The organism is Acetomicrobium thermoterrenum DSM 13490 (assembly GCF_900107215.1).
Taxonomy (GTDB): Bacteria; Synergistota; Synergistia; order Synergistales; family Acetomicrobiaceae; genus Acetomicrobium; species Acetomicrobium thermoterrenum.
Genome location: NZ_FNPD01000015.1, coordinates 1 through 24047, shown reverse-complemented (window position 1 = coordinate 24047; position 24047 = coordinate 1). Strand labels below are relative to the sequence as shown.

19 protein-coding genes are annotated in these 24047 nt (G+C 39.9%); 6 read left to right on the top strand and 13 right to left on the bottom strand.

Annotated elements, in window-relative coordinates; all coding sequences use genetic code 11:
* From BLU12_RS09650 to dctP, 4 genes are all read left to right on the top strand, one after another.
* On the top strand, positions 1-794 hold a 794-nt coding region (locus BLU12_RS09650), incomplete at its 5' end, for a sodium-dependent transporter (protein WP_143270397.1).
* Between the two features lie 885 nt (positions 795-1679).
* Complete coding sequence (locus tag BLU12_RS09640; RefSeq protein WP_091462396.1) at positions 1680-2243, top strand: TRAP transporter small permease; 564 nt, start codon at positions 1680-1682, stop codon at positions 2241-2243.
* Positions 2243-3547 (top strand): TRAP transporter large permease, encoded by a 1305-nt coding sequence (locus BLU12_RS09635; RefSeq protein ID WP_091462394.1) that lies wholly within the window; start codon positions 2243-2245, stop codon positions 3545-3547. The genes BLU12_RS09640 and BLU12_RS09635 overlap by 1 nt, the downstream gene beginning before the upstream one ends.
* Before the next feature lie 143 nt (positions 3548-3690).
* Entirely contained in the window at positions 3691-4725 is a 1035-nt protein-coding gene (dctP, locus tag BLU12_RS09630; protein WP_091462392.1) for a TRAP transporter substrate-binding protein DctP, read from the top strand.
* 61 nt (positions 4726-4786) lie between these two features.
* On the opposite strand, the gene BLU12_RS09625 is transcribed toward dctP, so the two are convergent.
* The 3 genes from BLU12_RS09625 to BLU12_RS09615 form a co-directional block, all read right to left on the bottom strand.
* Positions 4787-6169, bottom strand: a complete 1383-nt coding sequence (locus BLU12_RS09625) for an aspartate aminotransferase family protein (RefSeq protein ID WP_091462390.1) — start codon at positions 6167-6169, stop codon at positions 4787-4789.
* Between the two features lie 207 nt (positions 6170-6376).
* Positions 6377-7543 carry a YkvI family membrane protein gene (locus tag BLU12_RS09620; protein WP_091462388.1) on the bottom strand — a complete coding sequence of 389 codons (1167 nt, stop codon included), beginning with the start codon at positions 7541-7543 and terminating at the stop codon, positions 6377-6379.
* 334 nt (positions 7544-7877) lie between these two features.
* Positions 7878-9809, bottom strand: coding sequence for a methyl-accepting chemotaxis protein (locus BLU12_RS09615; protein WP_159428523.1), 1932 nt, complete (start codon positions 9807-9809; stop codon positions 7878-7880).
* A gap of 728 nt (positions 9810-10537) precedes the next feature.
* On the opposite strand from BLU12_RS09615, the gene BLU12_RS09610 reads away from it, so the two are divergent.
* Together BLU12_RS09610 and BLU12_RS09605 are read left to right on the top strand one after the other, a co-directional pair.
* Positions 10538-11302, top strand: a complete 765-nt coding sequence (locus tag BLU12_RS09610) for an IclR family transcriptional regulator (RefSeq protein WP_091462385.1) — start codon at positions 10538-10540, stop codon at positions 11300-11302.
* Positions 11303-11320: 18 nt separating this feature from the next.
* The gene (locus BLU12_RS09605) at positions 11321-12820 is read left to right on the top strand and encodes a UxaA family hydrolase (RefSeq protein ID WP_091462383.1); all 1500 of its coding nucleotides are present in this window, start codon (positions 11321-11323) and stop codon (positions 12818-12820) included.
* Positions 12821-12852: 32 nt separating this feature from the next.
* Here BLU12_RS09605 and BLU12_RS09600 read toward each other — a convergent pair whose 3' ends face one another.
* The 10 genes from BLU12_RS09600 to BLU12_RS09555 all read right to left on the bottom strand — a co-directional run.
* Complete coding sequence (locus tag BLU12_RS09600) at positions 12853-13884, bottom strand: sugar kinase (RefSeq protein ID WP_091462381.1); 1032 nt, start codon at positions 13882-13884, stop codon at positions 12853-12855.
* 31 nt (positions 13885-13915) lie between these two features.
* Positions 13916-14548 carry a bifunctional 4-hydroxy-2-oxoglutarate aldolase/2-dehydro-3-deoxy-phosphogluconate aldolase gene (locus BLU12_RS09595; protein WP_091462380.1) on the bottom strand — a complete coding sequence of 211 codons (633 nt, stop codon included), beginning with the start codon at positions 14546-14548 and terminating at the stop codon, positions 13916-13918.
* Positions 14549-14571: 23 nt separating this feature from the next.
* Positions 14572-16113: a tagaturonate reductase gene (locus BLU12_RS09590; RefSeq protein ID WP_091462378.1), complete on the bottom strand. Its 1542-nt coding sequence runs from the start codon at positions 16111-16113 to the stop codon at positions 14572-14574.
* A 42-nt stretch (positions 16114-16155) separates the two neighbouring features.
* Positions 16156-17109 carry an ABC transporter permease gene (locus BLU12_RS09585; protein ID WP_050767894.1) on the bottom strand — a complete coding sequence of 318 codons (954 nt, stop codon included), beginning with the start codon at positions 17107-17109 and terminating at the stop codon, positions 16156-16158.
* Between the two features lie 107 nt (positions 17110-17216).
* Entirely contained in the window at positions 17217-18326 is a 1110-nt protein-coding gene (gene iolN, locus BLU12_RS09580; protein WP_009202302.1) for a 3-dehydro-scyllo-inosose hydrolase, read from the bottom strand.
* A gap of 33 nt (positions 18327-18359) precedes the next feature.
* A complete protein-coding gene (gene iolM, locus BLU12_RS09575) occupies positions 18360-19544 on the bottom strand; it encodes a scyllo-inosose 3-dehydrogenase (RefSeq protein WP_009202303.1) in 1185 nt (394 codons plus the stop codon).
* A 295-nt stretch (positions 19545-19839) separates the two neighbouring features.
* Entirely contained in the window at positions 19840-20850 is a 1011-nt protein-coding gene (gene iolG, locus BLU12_RS09570; RefSeq protein ID WP_200778755.1) for an inositol 2-dehydrogenase, read from the bottom strand.
* 46 nt (positions 20851-20896) lie between these two features.
* A complete protein-coding gene (locus BLU12_RS09565) occupies positions 20897-22426 on the bottom strand; it encodes a sugar ABC transporter ATP-binding protein (protein ID WP_091462377.1) in 1530 nt (509 codons plus the stop codon).
* A 32-nt stretch (positions 22427-22458) separates the two neighbouring features.
* The gene (iolO, locus tag BLU12_RS09560; protein ID WP_091462375.1) at positions 22459-23265 is read right to left on the bottom strand and encodes a 5-keto-L-gluconate epimerase; all 807 of its coding nucleotides are present in this window, start codon (positions 23263-23265) and stop codon (positions 22459-22461) included.
* Positions 23266-23666: 401 nt separating this feature from the next.
* Positions 23667-24047: sugar ABC transporter substrate-binding protein (locus tag BLU12_RS09555; protein ID WP_143270396.1), on the bottom strand; the 381-nt coding region annotated here is incomplete at its 5' end.

Sequence of the window (24047 nt, the reverse complement as noted above, 5' to 3'; positions counted from 1 at the left end):
GTTCCGTTACTTTGCCCGGCGCTGAAAAGGGCTTGGCCTTTTACCTTAAACCTGATTTTTCCAAACTAAGTTGGGAAGCGGTTTATGCAGCCATGAGCCAGGCCTTCTTTTCTTTGAGCTTAGGCATAGGAAGTATGACGATCTTTGGAAGTTATCTGAGTAAAAAGAGAGCTTTGACGGGGGAATCTGTATATGTCATATTTTTTGGGGCGCTATCAGCCCTGATGTCTGGATTGGTCATATTCCCGGCCTGCTTTGCCTTCGGAGTGGATGCCGGAGCTGGCCCAGGATTGATCTTCGTGACCCTTCCAAACGTATTTAACTCCATGATGGGCGGAAGGCTGTGGGGTACGCTTTTCTTCGTCTTTCTCTCCTTTGCCTCCCTCACCACGGTCATAGCCGTTTTTGAGCATCTTATCGCTTTTGCTATGGATGAGTGGAAGTGGAGCCGGAAAAAAGCTTCTTACATCGGCATAGTTGTCATGTTCATAGCTTCCCTTCCCTGCGTTTTGGGTTTCGGTCCATGGAGCGGTTTGGAGATCCTGGGAAAAGGTACTAATATACTAGATTTAGAGGACTTTATCGTGGGCTTCAACCTCCTTCCCATCGGCTCTCTCATTTTCGTGCTCTTCTGCACTTCCAAATACGGTTGGGGTTGGGAGAACTTCATAAAGGAAGCCAACACCGGAATAGGTCCCAAATTTCCCGAGGGTTTAAGGGGCTACATGACCTACGTTTTGCCTGTTATAATTGCAATCATATTTGCAGTGGGGTATTACCAATTTTTCTGTTAATTTACATACAAAGGCGTTTATTTTCCAATAAGTAAGAGTAATTTTGACGAACCTTCCGAAACACCCTCTTAGTTTCTTATTCCTCTTAAACATCTCCTTTACGACGTTAAAGGACATGGTTTTTTGAACCTTTCTCGACCTATTTGTTCGGTTTTTACGGGCTTTTTATATGTCCTTTTTAACAGTTTTTCGCTTCAAGTACCTTGAAAAAGACGTACTAACGCCTTGCAAATAACTAAGCTTACCTGAAGAAGAATCATTTACGGCGTTAAGGATGTTCCATGTCCTCTTTAAGTTCTTTATACCTGCTCAAGGGGGAAACGTTTCTTGGACAATATCTTATTTCCTTGGGATCCGGCTTCAGTCAAGAGTGTGTTTTTCCCTACGGAGGATGAAGCATTTTATATCGTTTTACTTACACCAATCTCTTATGTCCTGGCTGTTATCGTAAGGTTTATCTTGTATATAGCTTTTGTCTCTTTCTCGTCTATATGGCTCAGGAGCTTATTCGAATCATGAACGTTTGAAGGCGTCATTCCAAGACGTCTTACAATTCATCTTTCGTCTGCGTTTACGTGTACCCTGTACCCAAGTAGGACTTGCCGCGTTTTACCGTCCACCTTGCGTCCGGGTCTGACTTGTAATACGCTTTTTCCGTTTATACTGAAGCCGATAAAGCCTTCATTCTCAGGTTCGATAATGAATAGTGATAAACCATCAAACCCATACTGTACAAGAGCGGCAAGGGTAAGTTATAATTTCACAAATATTTAGCAAATATAATCCCCTATAGGTAGTAATACCATATAATGTTCATTATAGTTCATTATAAATAATGGTAGTATATTTATATTAATAAGTTAATATAAGGAAGGAGTGAAAGTTTTGGGATTGATAATATGGAATTTTCTCTCACGAATTGAAAGAACCATTATGGTTATTACCTCTATGGTGATCGTCATCTTGGTTATGACTCAAGTCGTACTTAGGTATGTCTTTAAACATCCAATAATGGGCGTAGAGGAGATGGCAACACTGTTGGGATTTTGGATGTATTTTATAGGTGCAGCCAATGGCTCAAGAGAACGAAGTCATATTAAGGCGGATTTGCTTAATGTTTTAGTAAAATCCCCAAGAAAGTTGGTGTTCATAAAATCTGGGGTTACTTTATTCACACTTGTCATGATAGCAATAATGACTAATTGGACATGGAATTACTTTCTTTGGTCGCTGAAAACCTTTGAACGGTCACCTTCTTTGGGGATACCGATGATCTATTCCCAAGTAGCCTTGTTCATTGCGGCAATGCTAATGTTATTATATACATTTATAGAGTTTATTGATTATTTCCTCCAAGCACTGGGTAAAAGGCCTGTTCAAATATCAATGGTCGAGATTGAAAAGACAGATCTGGTTGAATCCCTTCATGCAGAGGAGGATAAAGGATAATGCACATCATAATTGATATTATCATTTTAATTGTAACCATCGTTGTTGGCATCCCGGTACCTTTCTGCTTTATGGCAGCAGCTCTTTATATGGGGATAGTTGCCTTTCCTGATTTTTCATTTCTCATGACGGTTGGATTTAGAGCCCTTAATTCTCTAACACTTCTTTCAATTCCCTTTTTTATTATTGCGGGTATGCTGATGAGTTCAAGCGGTATTGCCGAAAGATTGACTAGTTTTGCTGATTCCGTTTTAGGTCGTATGAAGGGCGGACTAGGAGCTGCAACGATTTGGGCGTGCGCTATTTTTGGGGCGATATCGGGAACTGCTTCTTCGGCTGTTGCCGCAATTGGAACTATTATGATCCCAAAATTAGAGGAAAGAGGATATCCTAGGTATTATTCCACTGCTATGGTCAGTTGTTCTGCCATATTAGGCCAATTAATTCCCCCCAGTGTTCCAATGATTCTATATGGATGGGTAACGCAGACATCAGTTACTGCATGTTTTCTGGCAACCATACTTCCAGGCATCGCCATGGCGACGATTTACTCTTTAATCAATTTCTATATGGTTAAACGAAATTTCCCCACTGTAGCTGTTGAACCTCCCGCTCCAGGTTTTGAGAAAGTCAAAATAGTTGCTAGAGCCACTAAAAGGAGTATTTGGAGTTTGCTTATGCCCGTCATAATACTTGGAGCCATTTATGGTGGAGCAACAACACCCACAGAAGCAGCTGCTGTAGCGGTTACTTATTCCATAATTATTGGTTTTTTTGTTTATAAAGAACTTAATATAAAATCATTTTTCGATTCATTAACCTCAGCAGCAACGACAAGTGGTGTTATAATATTAATGCTTTTTTTCGTTACTATTTTGGGTCGACTTTATACTATGCAGCGGGTTCCCATGATAATAGCGGATTTCCTTCTTTCTATATCGGACAACAAAATTGTCATTCTGTTGATGGTAAACGTATTCCTAATAATAATAGGCATGCTCATGGATGATTTGAGCGGGACTATGTTAGTTGCGCCTTTGCTTTTACCCCTGATGATGAGGATTGGGGTGCATCCTGTGCATTTTGCGGCAATATTAGGAACAAATCTTGGATTGGGAAACGTTACCCCTCCAACCGCACCTATTCTTTACTTAGGGGGGCGCATTGGAAAGGTGCAGTTTAATGAGTATATACCAACGGCCCTTGTTTTTATGATTTTGGGTAACTTACCTATTATAATTCTAACAACTTATGTACCATGGTTTTCCATGTTTTTACCCCGATTGATTATGGGGGTAAAATAATATATCATTCTATTAATAATAGGTATATGTTTGATAGGGGGGTGACTGGAAAAATATAATATAACATATTTATATGATAATGTTTTAAGTTTTCTGCGGTATTAGTGTGAGAGTAGGTATAGGTATAAAAAGGAGGAGATAATATGGGTGTAAGAAAATCTGTTATCGTATTATTCGTAGGCGTTTTTGTTTTAATGAGTTTTCTTTTTGTAGGGACACCTTCCTTTGCAGCCGAACCTCAATATCATTGGCGAATGTCTCAGATTCATCCAGAAGGCAGCGATTACGATATCCGTGCCAAGGAATTTGCCCGCAAAGTTTTCGAACGTTCAAATGGCCGCATAAAGATTGATGTTTATTCTGGCGGTGTTCTGGGTGATTGGACTGAAGTGTTCGAAATGATTATGCGCGGTACAATTGAATTGGGATTGCAACAAGCTAATGCTAATTTTGATCCACAGCTAAATTTAGCTTACTATTTCCCATACTTGTTTACTACATTTGAAGAAGCAAAGAAAGTGTACGGACCTGAAGGCTGGACTTTCAGGGTCAATCAAACTTTGTGGGAAAAACATAATATAAAGGCCCTTGATGTTCTTCCTGTAGGTATGTCAGGACTTTCGTTGAGCAAACTTCCAGATAAATACGACGATCCTACAGTGCAAAAGGGAGTTAAGGTGCGCGTAATGCCCATCAAACCTTGCGAATGGACTTATGAAGCATTGGGTTATATTCCCACTCCTATACCATATGCTGAAGTTTACACCTCCCTACAGATGGGGATTGCCGATGGCCAGATGGGAGGGCCTCCTTTCCAAGCATGGCAATTTAGGGATGTTCAAAAGGTTTGGATCCAATACAATGATTACATCGAGACGTGGTGGTTTGTTATCAATAAGGATTTGTGGGACAAGCTTTCTCCAGAGGATCAGCAAATATTGACCCAAGCTGCTCAGGAAGAAGCTAAAATTCAATGGGACAAGGCTGAACTAGTAGACGAAGAATATCGCCAAAAACTGAAAGATGAATATGGATGGACCATCGTCATGTTATCAGATGAACAACTAAATCAAATAGCTAACCATATCAGGAAAGTTGTTTGGCCAAAGATGGAGGGTATCGTTGGGACAGATTTAATGAATCGAATATATGAGGAATCTGGTATTCCGCGTCAGTAAGAAATATATATTGGTAAAGGGGAGAAAGTTCTCCCCTTTACCAATATATATTTCAGGAAATTTACCATCCTCTCAAGAATTTTAACACATCGTCAGAAACCTTTCCCGCTAGTACATCTTGAATTGATTCTTCGATTATAGTTATCCCTGCATCAAGTTGCTCATTGGATATATTTAGAGGTGGCGCTATACGCAATACATTCCCGTGTTTGCCAAATGTTATCAGAATTAACCCATGTTCCCAAGCACGCCAACAAATTTTCTGCGCAGTATTCTTATCTGGTTCTTTAGTGCCTGGTTTAACGATATCGATTCCAATTAGAAGACCCAAACCTCTCACGTCACCAATTATTGGATATTTGCTACACATTTCTTGAAATTTCTTGATCGTATGTTTTCCAATTTGAGTAGCACGCTCTGATAGTTTTTCTTCTTGGACCACCTCAATGGCAGCTATGGCAGCAGAAGCGTTTACCGCATGGCCTATATGGGTAAAGACGAATAGTGGTTGAGGAACGCTATCCATAATTTCGGCCCTTCCTACAGTGGCTGAAATAGGAAAACCTCCGCCCAAGGCTTTGGCGGTGACAAGCAAATCTGGTTCAACTCCAAAGTGTTCAATAGCCCACAGCTCGCCTGTTCTTCCCATTCCCGTCTGAACTTCTTCATCAACTAGAAGGATGTTATAGTTATCTGCAAGTTCCCTAAGGCCTTTAAGAAACATTTTTGGAGGGATGACAGCGCCTGCATCTCCCTGCACGGGTTCTATTATTATACATGCTGGTTTTTCCTTTAAGTTAGTTATTGCTGCATCGATGGCATTTAGGGCTTTATTGCTCAGTTTTTCGGGATGTTCATACCCGTCAATTTCAAAAGAGTTTCTGTAAGGGTCTGGGAACTCTACGAACTTGACATCCATTACTCCCAAAATACTTTTAGCTTTTGGATCCACAATACCCGTTGCAGACAGAGCACCGTAAGTCATTCCGTGGTAGGAATGTTCAAATGCCATAATTGTTTGTCTTCCAGTAAAGGCACGCGAAGCTTTGATTGCTGAGTCAACACCATCCGATCCTGAAAATCCGAAGGTAACCTTTTTTGGAAACTTACCTGGCGTAATGGCAGTAATTTTTTTGGCAAGTTCGATTGGTTGAGTTTCATAAAAATAAGCCATGGTGTAATTTATCACATTGTCGATTTGCGCTTTAGCAGCCTTAACGACTTTAGGGTGTTTGTGTCCTATGTTATATACTGCAGCGCTGGATAAAAAATCTATATATTCGTTGTCGTCTGCGTCCTTTACGATAGATCCATTTGCTTCTTTTATAACGAGTGGATAGTACTTTAACGCACAAGCTTTAGGAATGTATTTAGTTTCTTCATCTACAATTTCTAGGTTTCTTTCCAGCTTTTTGTGTGTGTATCTCTTCAGTGTTTCCCACATAATCTTTATTCCCCCCCCTAACATATTAAAAATATATCAATGACAAACAAGCCTCTAATAGAGATAGCAAATGTAGATCATTATAGATCGTTACACTAAGTAGATAAAACGCTAGTTTTAAAGATAACACGAAAATCCACTTATGAATCATATTCAATTTTGAATTATGGTATAACAAAGTTTTTAAGATATATTAAACATTTTCATTTAATATTTTATAGATTCATGAACTCGTTTCCCTTTGGCTTTTACGATCTTGTAAATACCTATTGTAAATAGAGCAACTCCATGAAGAATGAAAAATCCCCATGATATAGTTCCATAACCCCTTGCTATTAGCGGTATAAGTCCAAAGGATGAAATTAACAAACCCAGAAGCGCCATTACAAAGCCTATAGCCCCCCTCTGAGTTCGTGAAATTTCCCTACCTTTTTTATCCAGCATATAAGAATTGATTCGTTCGTTCACTGCATGAATAAAACCCGTGCCTGTCTCTATCATAGTTCCAAAAAGGACTATCATATAAGTAATAAGAAGCGACGTTAATCCTATTCTTTGTAGAGCAAAATATGTTGGGACTTCAATCGTTAGAACGTCTGGATATGCCCCAAGTAAAACAATATATAGAAAAAATCCTGGCAAAATCGTTAATAGCCCAGCAAATATGCCTGAAATGATGGCCTCTTTTCTAGTCTCAATAAAGCGCGTGACAAAAAGTATTGCTGGTAAACATCCTAAATTGTAAAAAGCATATTGAAAGCCGCCCATGACCCAGCCGGGTTTATTCACTCCAGATGAAAGACTTTCCGTGATATTACCGCTAAATTTCATAAAACCAAGTACTAAAAAAACAATATATACAATATAGAGAAAAAAGGACCACCACGATAGAGCAGCTGCAATGACACGACTGCCAAAATATGTTAGAAGGGCGATTAACAGTAAAAATACACCCGCTCCAGCCAATGGGGGCAAGTTGAACGTCTCTTTTAAAATGCTTCCCGAGGCAGCGCCGCAAACGCCGAGGACTATAAAGAGCAATATAATGTAACATATTTCATAAAGAGGCCATGCCCCTCCAATCAAATGTTTGAAAAAGCTCCTATAGTCGTATGTGCGGAATAATCTGGCAAACTCAAAGCTAGCAGCACATACCGCAGCCCACAAAATAGTGGTAACAAAAAACATACCTAAAAGACCATTCTTTGGGCCATATTGCATAAAGTACTCTACTATTTCCCTTCCAGTACCGTAGCCACCTGCTATTACCACTGATTGCAAAACAAAGCCAGGTAACAAAAATTTTCTGTAGAAATCAAAATTCATAAACCATTCTAAAAAAGAAAACTTTTTCTGCTGTGATTCGCTAGCCATTCCTGTCATCTCCTTTCAAAATTGTTTTTTAGGACAATAAAGTATCACAAATTATTAAAATCTACAATATGACCCTTAAGGTTTACCTATATATCGTCGCAGGTTTAAAATCAGGGCTGAAGCCATGATCAATACATTTGAATATATTGAGGACTTCTGCAATAGCACTAGACAGCATTCGACTCCTGGCTACAAACTTGAGAGGGATTTGAGAAAACATATGAAAATCCTGTAAAAGTGACTCTTAAGTTGGTTGGTGTCCGCTAAAACGGAGGAAGTCCACTATTATGTATTAAAACAAAGGCCGCCCAATGTCGTTTGGGCGGCCTTTGTTTTAACTGTGCTCAGAAATGGTAGTGGACTTATGAATATTTAACTCCGCTGAATCAATTTTAAATCGGGATGCTATTTCCCCAAGCTTTGCAACGAACTCTTGCAGGTTTTCGGCTTGTGACTTTATTTGCTCCACTTCTTTTTCCGATATTGATAAGGTGTTGTAAACATCGGAAGCCATATGTGCAGTTTCCGATGTATGGCTTGCCAACTGATCCATGCCAGAGGCGATTTCCTGTATAGATGCCGATTGTTCTTCTGAAGCAGCTGCGATGCTTTGTATGACGTCAGTGATTTTTGAGATTTCCTGCAAAAACTCATCAATTTTATTCTTTGTATTAACAATTTTGCCAATGATTGCGTCGAGCTTTCTTGTGGACTCCTGTGCTGACGCTACCGTCTCCTGGGATTTCCCCAAAAGCCCATCCATGGTCGAAGAAATTTCATCAGCTGCCTCTCCGGATTTTTCGGCAAGCTTGCGAACTTCTTCAGCTACGACAGCAAAACCGCGACCTGCTTCACCGGCTCTTGCAGCTTCTATGGCGGCATTTAATGCCAGTAAATTAGTTTGTGCGGCTATATTGGAAATAACGTTCACGAACTCGGATATCTTGGATACCGTTTCCGCCAAATCTTGAACGTTGTGCATACTTTGTTGAGAAAACTGTCCCACAGTTCGCAGTTCTTTTACTGATTCGTCCATGACCGAAGCGGTGATCTTGGCGGTTTCAAATACATTGGAAGCTGCATCGACACCTTTAGTGGACTCGCGCGCTGATGTTTGAGCAGCAGAGCTTATCTCCTCAATGCCGGCATTTGTTTCTTCCACTACGGAAGCATTTGATTCAGCTATGTTGTTTAAATTGTTCATATTATCCCGAATCCTTCGCATGACATCTGTAGTGCTTTGGCTTACTTTTAAAAGGGCAGATGCATTGTCTGTTAGCTTACTGCTGATAGGCATTATGCTTTTGACTATATCTTTCATTGAAACTTGAACCTTTCTGAATGCTTCGAATATCTCCCCAATCTCATCCTTTCTGTTTATGTCCAGCGATACAGTAAGATCACCTGCAGAGATTTTGTCGGCATACGCAAGCAAGCTGGATAGAGGGCGATTTACCCTGATATTAATTACGTGCCAAATCAACAGAGACAGAGCCATAATGGCGATTATTACGGAGATTACAACAACCTTCAATACGACATCACGAGTATCGTAAAATTCAGATCTTGGCATCATAGCTACCATCTTTATACCAGTGTCGCCCACAGGTTGAATGGTAGCCACATAAGTGTCGTTCATAGCATTGCCAAAGTATATGCCATCAGAGGCTCCTTCGGATATTGCTTTGCCTATTTCTGTGAATAGGCCTTCTTTTTCCTCCGTTATCCTGACTTTGAGGTTTCTATCCTTATCCGGAAAGCTCATATAATATCCCGTACTTGTTATCAGGAAAGCCAGGCCATTTCGACCAAATTTAATTCCGCTTATATATTGATCTAAATTTGCAAGGCTGACGTCCATGGTCGTAACACCAATGCGTTTACCGTCTTTTACGATTGGCGCTACCGAGGTTATCATTAAAACCTTTGTTACAGGATCAATGTAAGGCTCGGACCATTTAAGGCTGTCATCACCAGTAAATCCCAATTTGTACCAATCTTCATTCAAATAATTGACTGCGTCCGTGTTGTATTCCCATGACAATATTATTTCCTTGCCATCCTTATAGTAAAAAGGGCCATAATACTTTAAATCAGACTTATAAACGTAAGGTTCAAGCCAGTATCCGCCACTGATAACTTCATTGTGTTTCTCAAGGTACTTTTTAATTATAGGTCCGATCAGATCTACGTCGTAATTGTCTAGAGCTTCAATGTCATAAGCAAGGTAGGATGCTGCTTTGCCTTCTGAAAGAAAGATATTCATCTTAGCTGCCTCCACCTTCACCTGTTCAACTAGTTTTTCGCTCATTGATCTAGTTAGAGCTTTTTGAAATAATGTAATAGTGGAGAATGCTAGTCCACAAAATATTAATATTAAGATTGGGATAACAATAATAAGTATGCCCCAGCTTAATCTTCGAGCCTCCTTTTTACGGTTCATGGTCGCCATCAGAAACACTCCCTTTTTGGTTTGATAAAATTAAAATATATGCTTAATAAAAATATTGAATTATTATAAAACATGTTTCATTGATTTACAAAGTTAATTTTAACAGCTATTTCTCCTGAGGTTCTACCGAGAATTACCAGCTTTCTGGCGGATCATTTCCCGTTTGGAGTGTCATGAATCACCGGGAAAAGCCTTTTAAAAGGTCTATACTTTGTTATGTATTATACATATTTAGGAAAAGCAGTCCATGCCGTAATGTTGTTTGGCAATTCCAACAGAAGGGTCAAACCACTGCCCTAAAAGGGGGGCTTAACATGACAAGAGGGAGATAGCTGAGTCTTCCATTACAGGGATAGCAAAAGCTTCCAAGCATCTTTTCCATGGGAGACCAATTCGTATGTTTCGTGTTTGTTGTTAGTTTCCGGGTAAGTTTTAGAAAGAATGACAGCAAAGAGCGAAAAGCGATGGTGAGTTTTTATGCAGAATTTAAATATGGTATAATATACAAACAATGAAATAATTTTCCATATGGAGGAATTTAAATGCCTGGTGTAGCAAACATACGGGTTTTAGAAAGAGCAGTAGATGTCATGAATTGTCTTGCCGAGCTGGGGCAGCCTTCAAGTCTGTCGGAGATAGTGGGCAAGATATCGTTGCCCAAAACTACTGTTTTTAGGATTCTTAACACCCTTGAAGAACATTCGCTTGTCGTGCGCTGTAACGGGCAGTATGCCATAGGTCCCGCAGTGCTTTTTTGGGCCAGCGCTTACAAGGGACAAAATGTCTTGCTGGAGATAGCTAAACCCTACTTGGTGGAGCTTTGGGATCTTACCAGAGAGACAGTTCATTTGATATCCTTCGATGGGGAAGAAGCATATTACATAGAGAAGTTGGATACTCCCCATCCCGTGAGGATGCACTCCAGAATTGGTGCGCATCTGACTTTATATTGCACGGCAGCGGGGAAGGCGATTTTAGCTTCCTTGAGCAAAGAGGAGCTGGACGCTTATTTAAGGAAAACCCGGCTTGTCTCAAAAACGCCCAATACTATAGTTGATCGTGAAAATCTAATGGCCGAATTGTCTAAAATCAGGCAGGAAGGCTTTTCAAAGGATTTACAGGAAAACGAAGAGGGTATTTGTTGCGTCGGAGCAGCCATATTGCAGAATGGCAGGCCCGTGGGCGCCATAAGCGTCTCCGCTCCGGCTTATAGGTTCCAAGAAGAAAAGATGCTAGAAGCGGGAAGAAAGGTTCAGGAAATTGCCGCCAAGATATCTGAGGCACTAAATTCTCTGCCCGGAATGTAGCGGTAGAAGGTGAATACGATGTCTATATTGCAAATAACTCCCAAAGATAACGTTGCAGTTGCTGTAAAAGAACTTAAAACGGGCGATGTCGTAACAATTGGCGGACAGTTTTTGACGTTGATAAGCGATGTGCCCGTAGGGCATAAGGTCGCTTTAAAGGATATAAAATCCGGAGAAAAGGTGGTAAAGTACGGATTCCCCATTGGAAGGGCAATTGTTGAGATTCGAGCAGGGGAGCATGTCCATGCCCATAATATGAAAACCAATCTGGAAGGCTTGGAGGAATATTCCTACGAACCAAAGAATTATCTGACTTGTCCCGATTCTTCGATAATGCGGAAATTTAAGGGATTTATGCGTAAAAACGGTTTGGTGGGCATAAGAAACGAGATTTGGATAGTGCCGACAGTGGGATGCATAAACGAAATCGGAGATCTTGTATTTAAAAAAGCCAAGTCAATTCTCGACGGTAAATCTTTTCCGTTCACGATCGACGGTTTTAACGTCATGGCTCACCCCTTTGGCTGCTCGCAACTCGGAGGAGATCTGGAAAAGACCCAAAAAATACTTGCCGGAATAGTAAAACATCCAAATGCGGCCGGGGTGTTGGTTTTAGGGTTGGGATGTGAAAATAACACACTCGATTCTTTTGTCGCGCATCTTGGCGATTTCGATAGGGAGAGAGTTCGTTTTCTTATTGCTCAGGAAGTGGATGACGAAATAGAAGCGGGAGCAAAAATAATATGCGAGCTGGCAGAAAATGCATCTTCTGACAGGAGAGAAGACGTTCCCATTTCGTCGCTGTCGGTTGGCCTTAAATGCGGAGGCTCTGACGGATTTTCGGGGATAACAGCCAATCCGTTGCTTGGGGCTTTCTCGGATTTCCTTGTATGCGCAGGAGGTAGTTCTGTTCTGACGGAAGTGCCTGAGATGTTCGGGGCTGAGAGGCTGTTGATGGAAAGGGCCGAAAACGAAGAAGTATTTGAGAAAATCGTCAAGCTTATCAATGGATTCAAGGAATATTTTATATCCCACGGACAGCCCGTATATGAAAACCCGTCTCCAGGAAATAAGGCCGGCGGGATAACGACTTTAGAGGAAAAGTCCCTTGGTTGTGTTCAAAAGGGCGGCAGAGCACCGGTTGTAGATGTCTTGCCCTACGGATCTCAGGTTGGAAAAAAGGGGCTGTCTCTTCTGGAAGGACCTGGCAATGATTTGGTTTCCTCAACTGCTCTGGGAGCCGCCGGTTGTCACATGGTTCTTTTTTCGACAGGCAGAGGTACGCCTTTCGGCACATTTGTGCCTACCGTAAAAGTATCCACCAACAGCGATCTCTATCGCAGAAAAGGAAACTGGATAGATTTTAACGCAGGAAGTTTGCTCGAAGGAGAGCCAATGGAGAAGCTTTTAGACAAATTTATCCAAAAGATAATAGACGTAGCCAGTGGAGAAAAGACGAAAAGCGAAGAAAACGGATTTAGACAGATAGCCATCTGGAAAGACGGAGTTACGTTATAATTTAAAAAAACGGGAGAGACTCTCCCGTTTTTTTACCTTTGAACCCTTCCGCTTACGTCTCCGCCCATCAGGTTTAGTACATCTTCTTTGCTTACCCTATTGAAGTCACCGGGTATCGTATGTTTAAGAGCTGAAGCGGCTACGGCAAATTCCAAAGCGTCTTTGGGATCTTTAAAATGTCTCAATCCATGAATTAGGCCTGCACCGAAAGAATCTCCGCCGCCCACTCTATCTACGATATCCGTTATTTGATACTTGCGACTTACCATGAATGCGTCTTTGTTGGCTAAAATAGCAGACCAATTGTTGTGGTCTGCGCTTACGCTTTCTCGCAATGTTGTGGCAACGTAACTGAGTTGAGGGTATAAATCGAATACCGTTTTTATTATTCCCTTGTAGCTTTCCGGGTCTAAGGCGCCTTTGGTTACGTCAATATGGGCATCTATTCCAAGCGCCAACTGGCAATCCTCTTCGTTGGCGATCATAACGTCGAGATATTTAGCCAACTCTCTCATGACCTCGGGTGCCTTTTTGCCCCATTTCCACAGCTTTTTTCTGTAGTTCAAGTCGCAAGATACAGTAATTCCCATGTCTTTTGCCTTTTTAACTGCCTCTAACGTTGCCAGGGCAGCCCCTTCGGAGACGGCAGGTGTAATTCCCGTTACATGAAACCAATCGGCATCCTCGAAGATAACGTTCCAGTCCAGATCCTCTGGTTTGATTTCAGAAAAGGAGGAATGGGCACGGTCGTAAATTACTTGCGATGGCCTAAAACATGACCCCTTTTGTGCGTAATATATTCCCACTCTTTCACCTTTGAATACTATGTGCGAAGTGTCGATCCCAAAGGAACGTAAATTCATAACAGCTGCTTTCCCTATCGGATTGTTTGGCAGTGCCGTGACGAAGCTCGTATTTTCACCGTAATTTGCCAAAGAAACAGCTACATTGGCCTCGGCACCTCCAAAGGTGGCCTCCAAAATCGGGCTTTGGAGAAGCACCTCGTGGTCCGGAGGCGATAGACGAAGCATTAACTCGCCGAAAGTAATTATTGTTTTTGGCATTTTATATTCCTCCTTTTATAAATATAGAAAATTATAAGCACATAGCTTTAGCTACCACCTCTTTTGCTATGGATGTTACAACGTTGAAATCACCTTTTTCTATAGCAGGCCTAGTAAGGAAGCTACCGATACCTACAGCAACTACTCCTGCCTTAAACCATTGGTCCATATTTTCCAAAGTTACACCGCCTGTGGGTATCATCTTAAGATGGGGGAAGGGGCCTTTTAGCGATTTTACAAAATGAGGACCCAGCACATCGCCCGGGAACACTTTTAATAACTGTGCTCCAAGCTGAGTAGCCATAAATGCTTCTGTAGCTGTTCCGATACCTGGCATAACAAGCACGTTATATCTATGACATGCATGAATAACATCGGGAACTAAACAAGGAGATACAATAAACTTAGCTCCAGCTTTAATGCAAGCAACAGCAGTTTCTGAATCACACACAGTCCCGGCCCCGATTAATACATCCTGACCCGACATCTCTTCTTGAAGGGTTTCTATAGTATTTATGGCTTTTGGTACAGTCATAGTGATTTCAATTGTTTTAATTCCTCCATTATGAATGGCTTTGCATAACCTTAACCCTTCATTGGCAGATTTAGCTCTTATTACTGCAATAACTTTTGCGGAACAGATATAATTAATTGTGTCGAACATATTGATTTATATCCTCCTTAAAACTAAGAATTTATTACACTCCTAACACTTTCTACGGCACCATTGTTTAAGAGATCGTGCAAATAAAGTGAAATTTTATCGATCATTTCCGGCACTTTTAACAAGCCTTCGGCTTCAAGCTTTGGATGGGAGAGAGCCTTCTCTACGATAGATCTGCATTGTCTTATGCCAAAAGAGGCATCAGGAGCGTCCCAAATGCTTTTCATGAATTCGAGTATTTCCTTATCATCTCTAATGGGATATTCTTCGCCGTTATCACGAGTACCGTAGAAATATTTACCGTCAGTCCTGGTGATCTTATAAAACCTTAGATAGCCTGCGACGGACAAGAGCAAACGGTTCGGAAGTTTTCCGGTGATTGAATAAAAATCTACGAGGCTTGGTATTACACGAACGGCCAGCTTACTCGTTGAATTTAAAGTTATGTCCAACAAGGAGTGCTTAATGTAGGGATTTTTGAATCTTTCTAGCACTTCTTGTGCGAATGCAGATATTTCTGATTTATTGCCGGGAACGGTTGGAACTACCTCCTCAAAAAGGAGGTCTTTTAAGTATGCACCGATAATTGGATGCTCGACCATTTCTTTTACATAGTTTAAACCTGCAGCATAAGCTAAAGTGACAGTGGATGTGTGTCCTCCGTTTAGGATGCGAACCTTTCTGGTTCGATAAGGTGTTATGTCCTCTGTGAAGATCACGTTGAGGCCTGCCTCATGTAGGGGGAATATGTCTTTTACAAAGCTTGGTCCTTCTATTACCCATAGGTGAAACAACTCCGAAACCACGAGGTTGTTGTCGACATATCCCAACCTCTTTGTCAGCTCTTCGATTTCATCCTGCGGATATCCCGTTACAATTCGATCGACTAAGGAGCAGCAAAATGTGCACTCTTTGTCCACCCAGTCGATAAATTCTTTTTCTAGGTCGAATTTATGGCATAATTTTATAACACATTCTTTTAATACATCACCATTACGGTCAATGAGCTCGCAGGGAATGAATATTAACTTGCCATCATCTTTGCCCAATGTCTTATAGCGTTCGTAAAGAAGTCTGGTTACTTTGGCTGGGAAGGAGTGGGGAGGGTTGTCGTCGAAACGATCGTCAGGCGATATGGCAATTCCAGCTTCGGTCGTGTTAGAGACGACTATTTTGATGTTTGGATCTTTTGCCTCTTCAAGCACTTCGTCCCATTGCCCGTATGCTTTGAGCGCCTTATCGATGCTTCCTACGATTCTGATCTCTTCTTTAGGTTGTCCTTGATGAATACCTCGGGCTATATGGGTGAAAATACCGTCCGAAGCGTTAATTGCATCGGCTCTGCCTTCGGGTATAGGTTGAATAACGATAACTTTACCCTTAAATATGTCTTTGTCATTTGCCATTTGTATGAGCGAGTCGACAAAGGCTCTAAGAAAGTTTCCTTCTCCGAATTGCATGACCTTTATAGGTAGGTCTAGAGTATTGGTTTTAGGTAATAATAGATATTTTGAATAACCGCTTTCGCTAAGGATATACAACATATTGCGGTTTAAATTTTTCATTTTTAACGCTAACCTCCAGATTGATATAATAAATTACTAATGTTATCGTGCAATAGATGATTTATATTCTGCTTGTTTTCTTAAGACGTCAACCCACACAGCAAGTATTACAACTGCACCTATAATTACCGTTTGCCAGTAGGCTGATACATTGAGAAGATTAAGTCCATTCCTTAAAACACCCATAATTAACACACCGATAATGGTGCCACCTACTGTACCTTCTCCACCAAAAAGGGAAGCGCCTCCAATAACAGCTCCTGCTATAGCATCGAGTTCGGCTCCTAATCCAGCAAGCGGATAGGCTGAGTTTACCCTTCCCGCAAGCACAAGGGCGCTTAAAGATGCAAGGAACCCGGCACTTGCAAAGACAATATTCAAGACTCTATCAACATTAACTCCGGAGAGTCTGACAGCTTCTCTGTTGCTTCCTATAGCATAAACATACCTGCCAAAGGGAGTGTGATTCAAAATAACGTAGTATATTAGATAGACTATTAAGACTAAAATTGCAGGGACTGGAATTCGCATCATTTCTCCTGTACCAAAGAACCTGATAAGTAACGGTAAACCAGATATGGGAAATCCAGCAGTGATTATTAAGCTTAATCCTCTAGCGATATTCATCATTCCTAATGTTGAGATAAATGGGTGCGGTAATTTAAGTTTTGTTAACAAAAGCCCGTTGCAATATCCCAATGCAGTTCCAGCAAATATTCCCATAATAACTGCAATCACAGGATTGACACCCATCTTAACAGCAAAAAAAGCCATAACACACATGGAGAATGCTTGGATCGAACCAACTGACAAATCAATTCCTCCAGTAAGAATTGGAAGAAGAACGCCTAAAGCAAGCAGTGCATTAATAGACGATTGCTTAAGAATATTCATTACATTATTAAATGTTAAAAAGTGTTCGGAAATAATAGATAGCACTATACATAGGCATATGAGCCCTATTAATGCGCCGAACCTTCTAAGGAAATTAGACATTTTTTATCTTATCCTCCCTTCTGTTTGAAACGACGCGTTCTAAATATTTAAAGAAAAAACCAATCGAAATACGAATAGCTATTTGTATTTCGATTGGTTTAGTGGAGCTATAGTTTTGTAAATGGACCTATTATTGGTAGTTCATAAACGGATTTCCACCCAGGACTGAATGGTTCTTTCAAGAACGGTTCGAGCTCTTTTGGGTCTCTTAATGTCACCTTTTCTACAGGTGGAAGCACGCCTGGCGGAAATGCCTCTCTAATGTGATCGTGTAATAAGGTGAGGTAGCTTAATATTGCAGCTATAGGTCTTTTGGCTTTTTTGGGATTTGCTTTACTTGGATGGCCAACAACACCCTCAGGGGTAGCTGCCCTCTCAATTGCCATGTGACCTTCGCCTTGAGACCATGCCATAGGTCTGTGGAAAGGATCAACTGATTTATCAAAATGACCATCTGGCAGGAACGATTCACCCTCGGCATCCTGTACATATTTCATGTCGATCATATCTGGGAACAAAAGTTGGGCCACAGATGTTTCAGACTCATCAGCATGCACAAAATGGGTTTCAAGACTATCTTCTCTATCAACAGGGAAGAAAAATTCTCGAACAGCACGATGCCAATCGATAACCATAAAAATACCTGGTAATTGAAAGCGTTTGCAGAACTCTTGGACAGCTGATTCGAGCATCCATAAATGACCGTGATTATTGATAAGTATAATTTTCCTATACCCATCATTCCATAGCCCCAACATTACGTATATAAGTGTTTCTTCTACTACTTCCTTAGGCATTATGATGGTTCCAGGCATTCCAACGTGATGATAAGGGTGTCCCCCGTAGTTAAGCGGAGGAAGCGCAAGATTTACCTCGTGTCCCTTCTTGGCAGTATACCTCCGTATCCCTTCAAGGATTTGTGTCACCATAAAAGTATCTAATCCGCTATTTGCGTGAAGTCCGTGATTCTCCGTACATCCAATTGGAACAAAAACGATATCGTTTTTGCGCCTTTTTTCTATTGCAATGGCTCGGGGTGTTGTTTGTATATACGATCCTGCTTTTCCAACTTCTGGCGGTGACGGTATGTCGTATTCTTTTAAAATATTATCAATTTCACGTTCATTTGCTTCCCAAATTTTCTTTTTTAGCCTTCCAACAGAGTTATCCTCAAAAACTATTAAAGGATGTTGAGTTGTAAAAAACCCACTGGTCATTTTTTATCCTCCCTTTTATTTTAACGCTTTACCTTAATCCATAATACATGTTACTTTGCAGTCAGATTTATCGGTGCGCAAGTTTTCGATATACTTAGGCACTTCTTCCAGTTTAATTTTTCTTGTAATAATATTAGTCATATCCATACCAGAAGCCATTAAAGAAATCACACGTGGAAATGTACCATGTCCTGAGTGACCCTGAGCACCAACGATTCTTGCCCGCCTTACCTGAAAAACTTCACCAGTTACGGGAGTTTTTTCGGGAGACCTAGCCACTATTACGACAGTAGAATTTAAGGTCCTGCCTTTCCAAATTGCCTCTTCAATTTGAGGGAATATGATATGCGGAATCCCAGTTGCTTCTAAGTATAAAGCTGCACCTTCACCGTTGGTTAAGTCTAAGACTGCATCAGCGAAGTTCTCTTTTGTGGGATCTATAACATGATCTGCTCCCAATTTTTTCCCTAATTCACCTCGTTCTTTCATTGGCTCGGAAAGTATTACTTTAGCAGCACCAGCTCTTTTGAGTATGGCGCAACCAGCTAAGCCGATTGGTCCGCCACCCATAATTACAACGTTATCCCCAGGCCTTATACCGCCTCCACGCTCAATAACAGCATTATACGCAACACTTGTAGGTTCAACTAACGAGCCTAGGAGAAACAGCTTATCCTCTGAATAATGCTCCTTGATAGGATCTAAGCTCCAGGCAAGCTTAGCTGGAACGACAACATACTTAGCAAAAGCTCCGTCTACATTAAACCCAAGCTCGTCCAACTTTTCGCAGTGATTAGGCCATCCATCCGCACAAGGTTTACATTGGCCACACCATATCATTTCCTCAACACAAACGACTTCGCCACCTTTAAAGGGTTTTAATGTGTTTTTGTCAAAAGCTCCGGGTCCAGCGTCAACTACTACGCCTGAAAATTCATGGCCTAATGTACAAGGGAAGCCCGTTAAGCCTGGGTAAATAATATAGCCATCATCGTCAGGCTGCGCCATATGCACGTCACTGCCGCAAATGCCACAAGCTTTGACCTCGATCAAAATTTCACCAGGGCCGGGTTTGGGAACGTCAACATCTTCTATGACGATGCGCGGGTTTTTCCAAACTTGACTTCCAAGGTATGTTTGGCGACCTTCAATGTCTTTTGGTCCTAACTTAAATTCCGGTTTTGGTGTCCAATCAGCATATAACCTCACAGCCTTCATTTTTGATTACCCCCTTAATTATAGTTTATATATGAAATAGACTTTCATCATGCGAAACAACTATATCATACTACGGCATATTACTTTTGACAAGGCCCTTTTTATAATTTATTAATTTTATGACAACTGTAAAATGTAAAGCGCCAAGGATATTTTCTAAAGGTATATAAACCATATATTAAAGCTGTAGAAAAATAGATTATTAATAGTTATGTCAAGCTTCGATGTAAACTTAAGATAATTATGAACATTTATATTCCGCGTTCTATTGTAAATATATTATGTAAATATGATACTAAATTACCTCAGAAAATTTAACAGGTCTGTTTTCAGTTAATGATTTTTGGGCAGCATATCCCATTAATAACGATATTTTTCCATCTTCACCTCCAACCGGAGGGATTTCATCTTGCATGACACAAGATATGAAAGTTTCGATTTCATGTATATAAGCTTCTTTATATCTTTCTATAAAGAAATATACAGGGTTAGATAGCTGTGTTTCATATGGATTAGATAAAAATGCAAAATCTTTAGGCATATTTTGGTTCATTATCATCCCCTCTGAGCCAAAAATTTCAACGCGTTGATCATATCCATAAACAGCTTTACGGCTATTGTTAATTATCACTCTTGCGCCAGATTTCATAGTTATCACAATGGCTGCTGTATCAACATCACCAGCTTTTCCAATGGCAGGATCTACTAAAGATGAAGCTGAAACATAAATCTCATAAGGCTCATCATTTAACATAAATCTTGCCATATCGAAATCATGTATAGTCATGTCAAGAAAAAGCCCCCCAGAGCTTTTAACATAATCTAAAGAAGGAGGAGCGGGATCCCTACTTGTGATTATAGCTAAATGTGGAGTTCCTATTTTCCCAGATTTAATCTCTTCCTTCATTTTGCTAAATGTTGGGTCGAACCGCCTGTTGAAACCGAGAAAAAACTTAATGCCCGATATGTTTATAGAATTCAGAGCGTCATTTACTTCTTCTATTGTTAATGCTATTGGTTTTTCGCAAAATATATGTTTCTTAGCAGATGCTGCTTCCTTAATGATTTGTGCGTGAGTATTCGTGCTAGAGCATATTACCACCGCTTCAATAGAGGGATCATTTAACATTTCTCGATAGTCATAATACTTTTGATTAATCTGCAATTCCTCAGCTACAGAATTAACAGCTTCCTCCGATATGTCAGAGATTGCTGCTAGATCGGCTTGTATAATACTTTTGATATTACGGGCATGCATCCTTCCAATTCTTCCTAGACCTATTATTCCTACACGCAGTTTTCTCACAGACAACACCTCACTTAACTTAATGGATATTTTATTAGTAGAATATTTATGCTACTTCTTTTTTGCGATATGCGGTTGCATAACGCATAATTAGTTCTTGGTCAAAACACGATCTATCGTCAATCAAGCCTGTAATCCTACCGTTACACATGACCATTATCCTATCGCTCATGCCTATTATTTCTGGCATTTCTGACGAAACCATTAAAATAGCAACCCCTTGTTTTATTAATTCATTCATTAATTCGTAAATCTCTACTTTAGCTCCAACATCAATCCCTCTTGTTGGCTCATCGAATATTAGTATTTTTGAATTGGTTGCCAACCATTTTGCTAAAACGACTTTTTGCTGATTGCCTCCAGAAAGTTCGTTGACTGGTCTTTCCAGAGAAGGCGCTTTAATATTCAACCGATTGAAATATTCATTGGAGATTTCTATTTGTTTGTTTTTGTCGATTATTTTAAGGGGTGATTTAGCTAATGAATTTAGAATTGGAAGTGTAATGTTTTCCCGGATGTTCATATATAGGACTAGCCCTTCCTCTTTTCTGTTTTCTGTCAAAAAGCCTATGCCAGCTTTAATAGCGTCTTTTGGAGTATTAATAATGACTTCTTCTCCTAGAACATAAATTCGACCTCTTGTTTTAGGATCAGCACCAAATATGCATCTACACATTTCCGTTCTACCAGCTCCCACTAAGCCAGCGACACCTAAAACCTCGCCCTCATATAGAGAAAAGGAAATATCTTCAAGGAATCCATCTCGCGACAAGCCTTCAACTCGTAAATATTCCCCACCATGGTCTATGTAAATTTTAGGAAATTGCTCATCTAAAGTTCGTCCAACCATCATCTTAATAAAATCATCTATCGTTGATTCATTTACGTTGACAGTTGCGACACGCTTGCCATCCCTTAAAATTGTCGCTCTATCCCCAATTTCTTTCGCTTCTTCTAAGTGGTGTGATATAAATATAATGCTCTTATTAAGATCTTGTAGCCTTCTAATAATTGAAAACAGTTTATCTATCTCGTGGGGAGTTAATGTGGCTGTAGGTTCATCCATAATAATGATTTGCGCATTTGTAGATATTGCTTTAGCAATTTCCGTTAATTGTTGGTTAGCAACACTTAACTCTTTTACTAGTGTTAGTGCACCGAAATCAGCATCCAGTTCTTTGAGAATTTCCTGGGTGCTTTTTTTCATAACTTCCCAATCAATGAGTCCATTTTTTTTTCTAGGTTCTCTTCCTATAAAAATGTTTTCTGCTACCGTGAGATGTGGTATTAAACTAAACTCTTGGTAAATTATCGCAATTCCAAGGTCTTGTGCGGTTCTAGGATCACCAATTTCGACCTCTTGATTGCTAATAAAAATCCTTCCCTCGTCTTTGGTATAAGCGCCTGAAAGAATTTTCATAAGCGTTGATTTGCCAGCTCCATTTTCACCCAAAAGAACGTGTACTTCACCAGGGTAAAGCGTAAAATCTACGCGATCTAAGGCGATAACACCAGGGAAACGCTTAACTATGCCTTCCATCATTAAAACGAAAGGTTTCTTGTCATCTTTTTTCACATTAGTGCACCTCCTATCGAATAGCAATCCTGTTAACTAAATAATGAACGCAAAAGCGTAATTGTGTGGGATATGGCTTCATCTTCGCTTGGTTTTGGTAGCATTTCACCAGAAATCCAGCCAGAATAGCTTATTTTTTTTAGAGTTTGAGAAAATATATCCCACTCAAAGTGGCCATATCCAGGAGCCCATCTATTGGTATCAGCGACATGTATATGGCCCAGCTTTTCTTTGCATATTTCAAGGGATTGCCATACATTGGGTTCTTCGATGTTCATATGAAAAGTGTCCGCTAACAACAGTAGTCTCGGGTGGTTGAGTTTTTTTATAAAAATTAATGCTTCATGAATATTGTTTATAAAATCGGTTTCATATCTATTTATTGGTTCTATTAATATATCAATTTTGTATTTTTCCGCTTCCAAAAGTATATCTTGCATTGACTTATAAAAATAATTTTCAACATTAACATTTGTTTTTTTTATGCCCCTTATTAGCCCAATTATAATTTTAGGTTTGCCCGTAATATTACTAGCTAAGTTTATAAATTTTTTGATCCTGTTAATAGCATAAGCACGTATATTTGGATCTGGATGAGTTAAAGATAGACCATCTTCTACAAAAGCCTGTCCTGTTCCGATGGCACATACGGTAAAATTGTTTTTATTGAGTAGCGCATTCATTTCGTCAATATCCACAGTGCTAGGATCACGAATAGCCAATTCGACTCCATCATATGATAACTTTTTAAGTTTTTCGAGGTTTTGCTGCAAGTTTTCTTTGAGAGCAATAGCGTTAAACTTAGTGTTCTGTAATGATATAACAAAGGAAAATTTCATACAAAGATCGCCTCCTTTGTATGAAAATATAGCATGTTTTATTTAGCTTGTCCACTACAAAAAACGATATTCCTCATGATGGGCTAAATGGTCGTATGGTGATTGATTTAATTATTAGTCATAATATCTATAAATAATAAAATGCTGCTGCAAAACTGTTCGAACCTCCTGCAAATGAAATACAAATATAGATAAAACTAAATAAGAATAAGATGTATCTTGAATGTATACAATATAAAATAATTAACGACTTGATGTATATCGGATCTTTTATCAAATTCATTCTAATCTATATTGGTATCAAAATAAATTTTTTAAATAATAATAAAGCATTATAAATACAAGGCTGCTCCTTAAGGAGCAGCCTTGTATTTATAATGCTTTAAATCTAATGATTTACTTTACAAAGATAATTCTTCTTTTTGTTTGAGAAATTCTTTTGCGTTATCGATGGTAACCAGAGTCGTTCCTGTGTCAATCTTTTTAGGTATTTCTTCTCCATTAAGCAGTTTTATTGCGTTTTCAACTCCGTACAAACCCATAGCAAATGGGTTTTGAGCGATTGTGGCAGTTAATCCATTATCTATAATGCTTTCAAGTGCATCTTTGTTAGCGTCAAATCCAACAATTATTATCTTTTTTCCCGCAGCTTCCGCGGCTTGCAGTGCCCCTAAAGCCATCTCATCGTTAGTACAAAACACCGCATCTAGATCAGGATTTGACGTTAGAATATTTTCCATTACCTGCATACCTAGAGCTCTTTCCGAGTTAGCTGGCTGCTT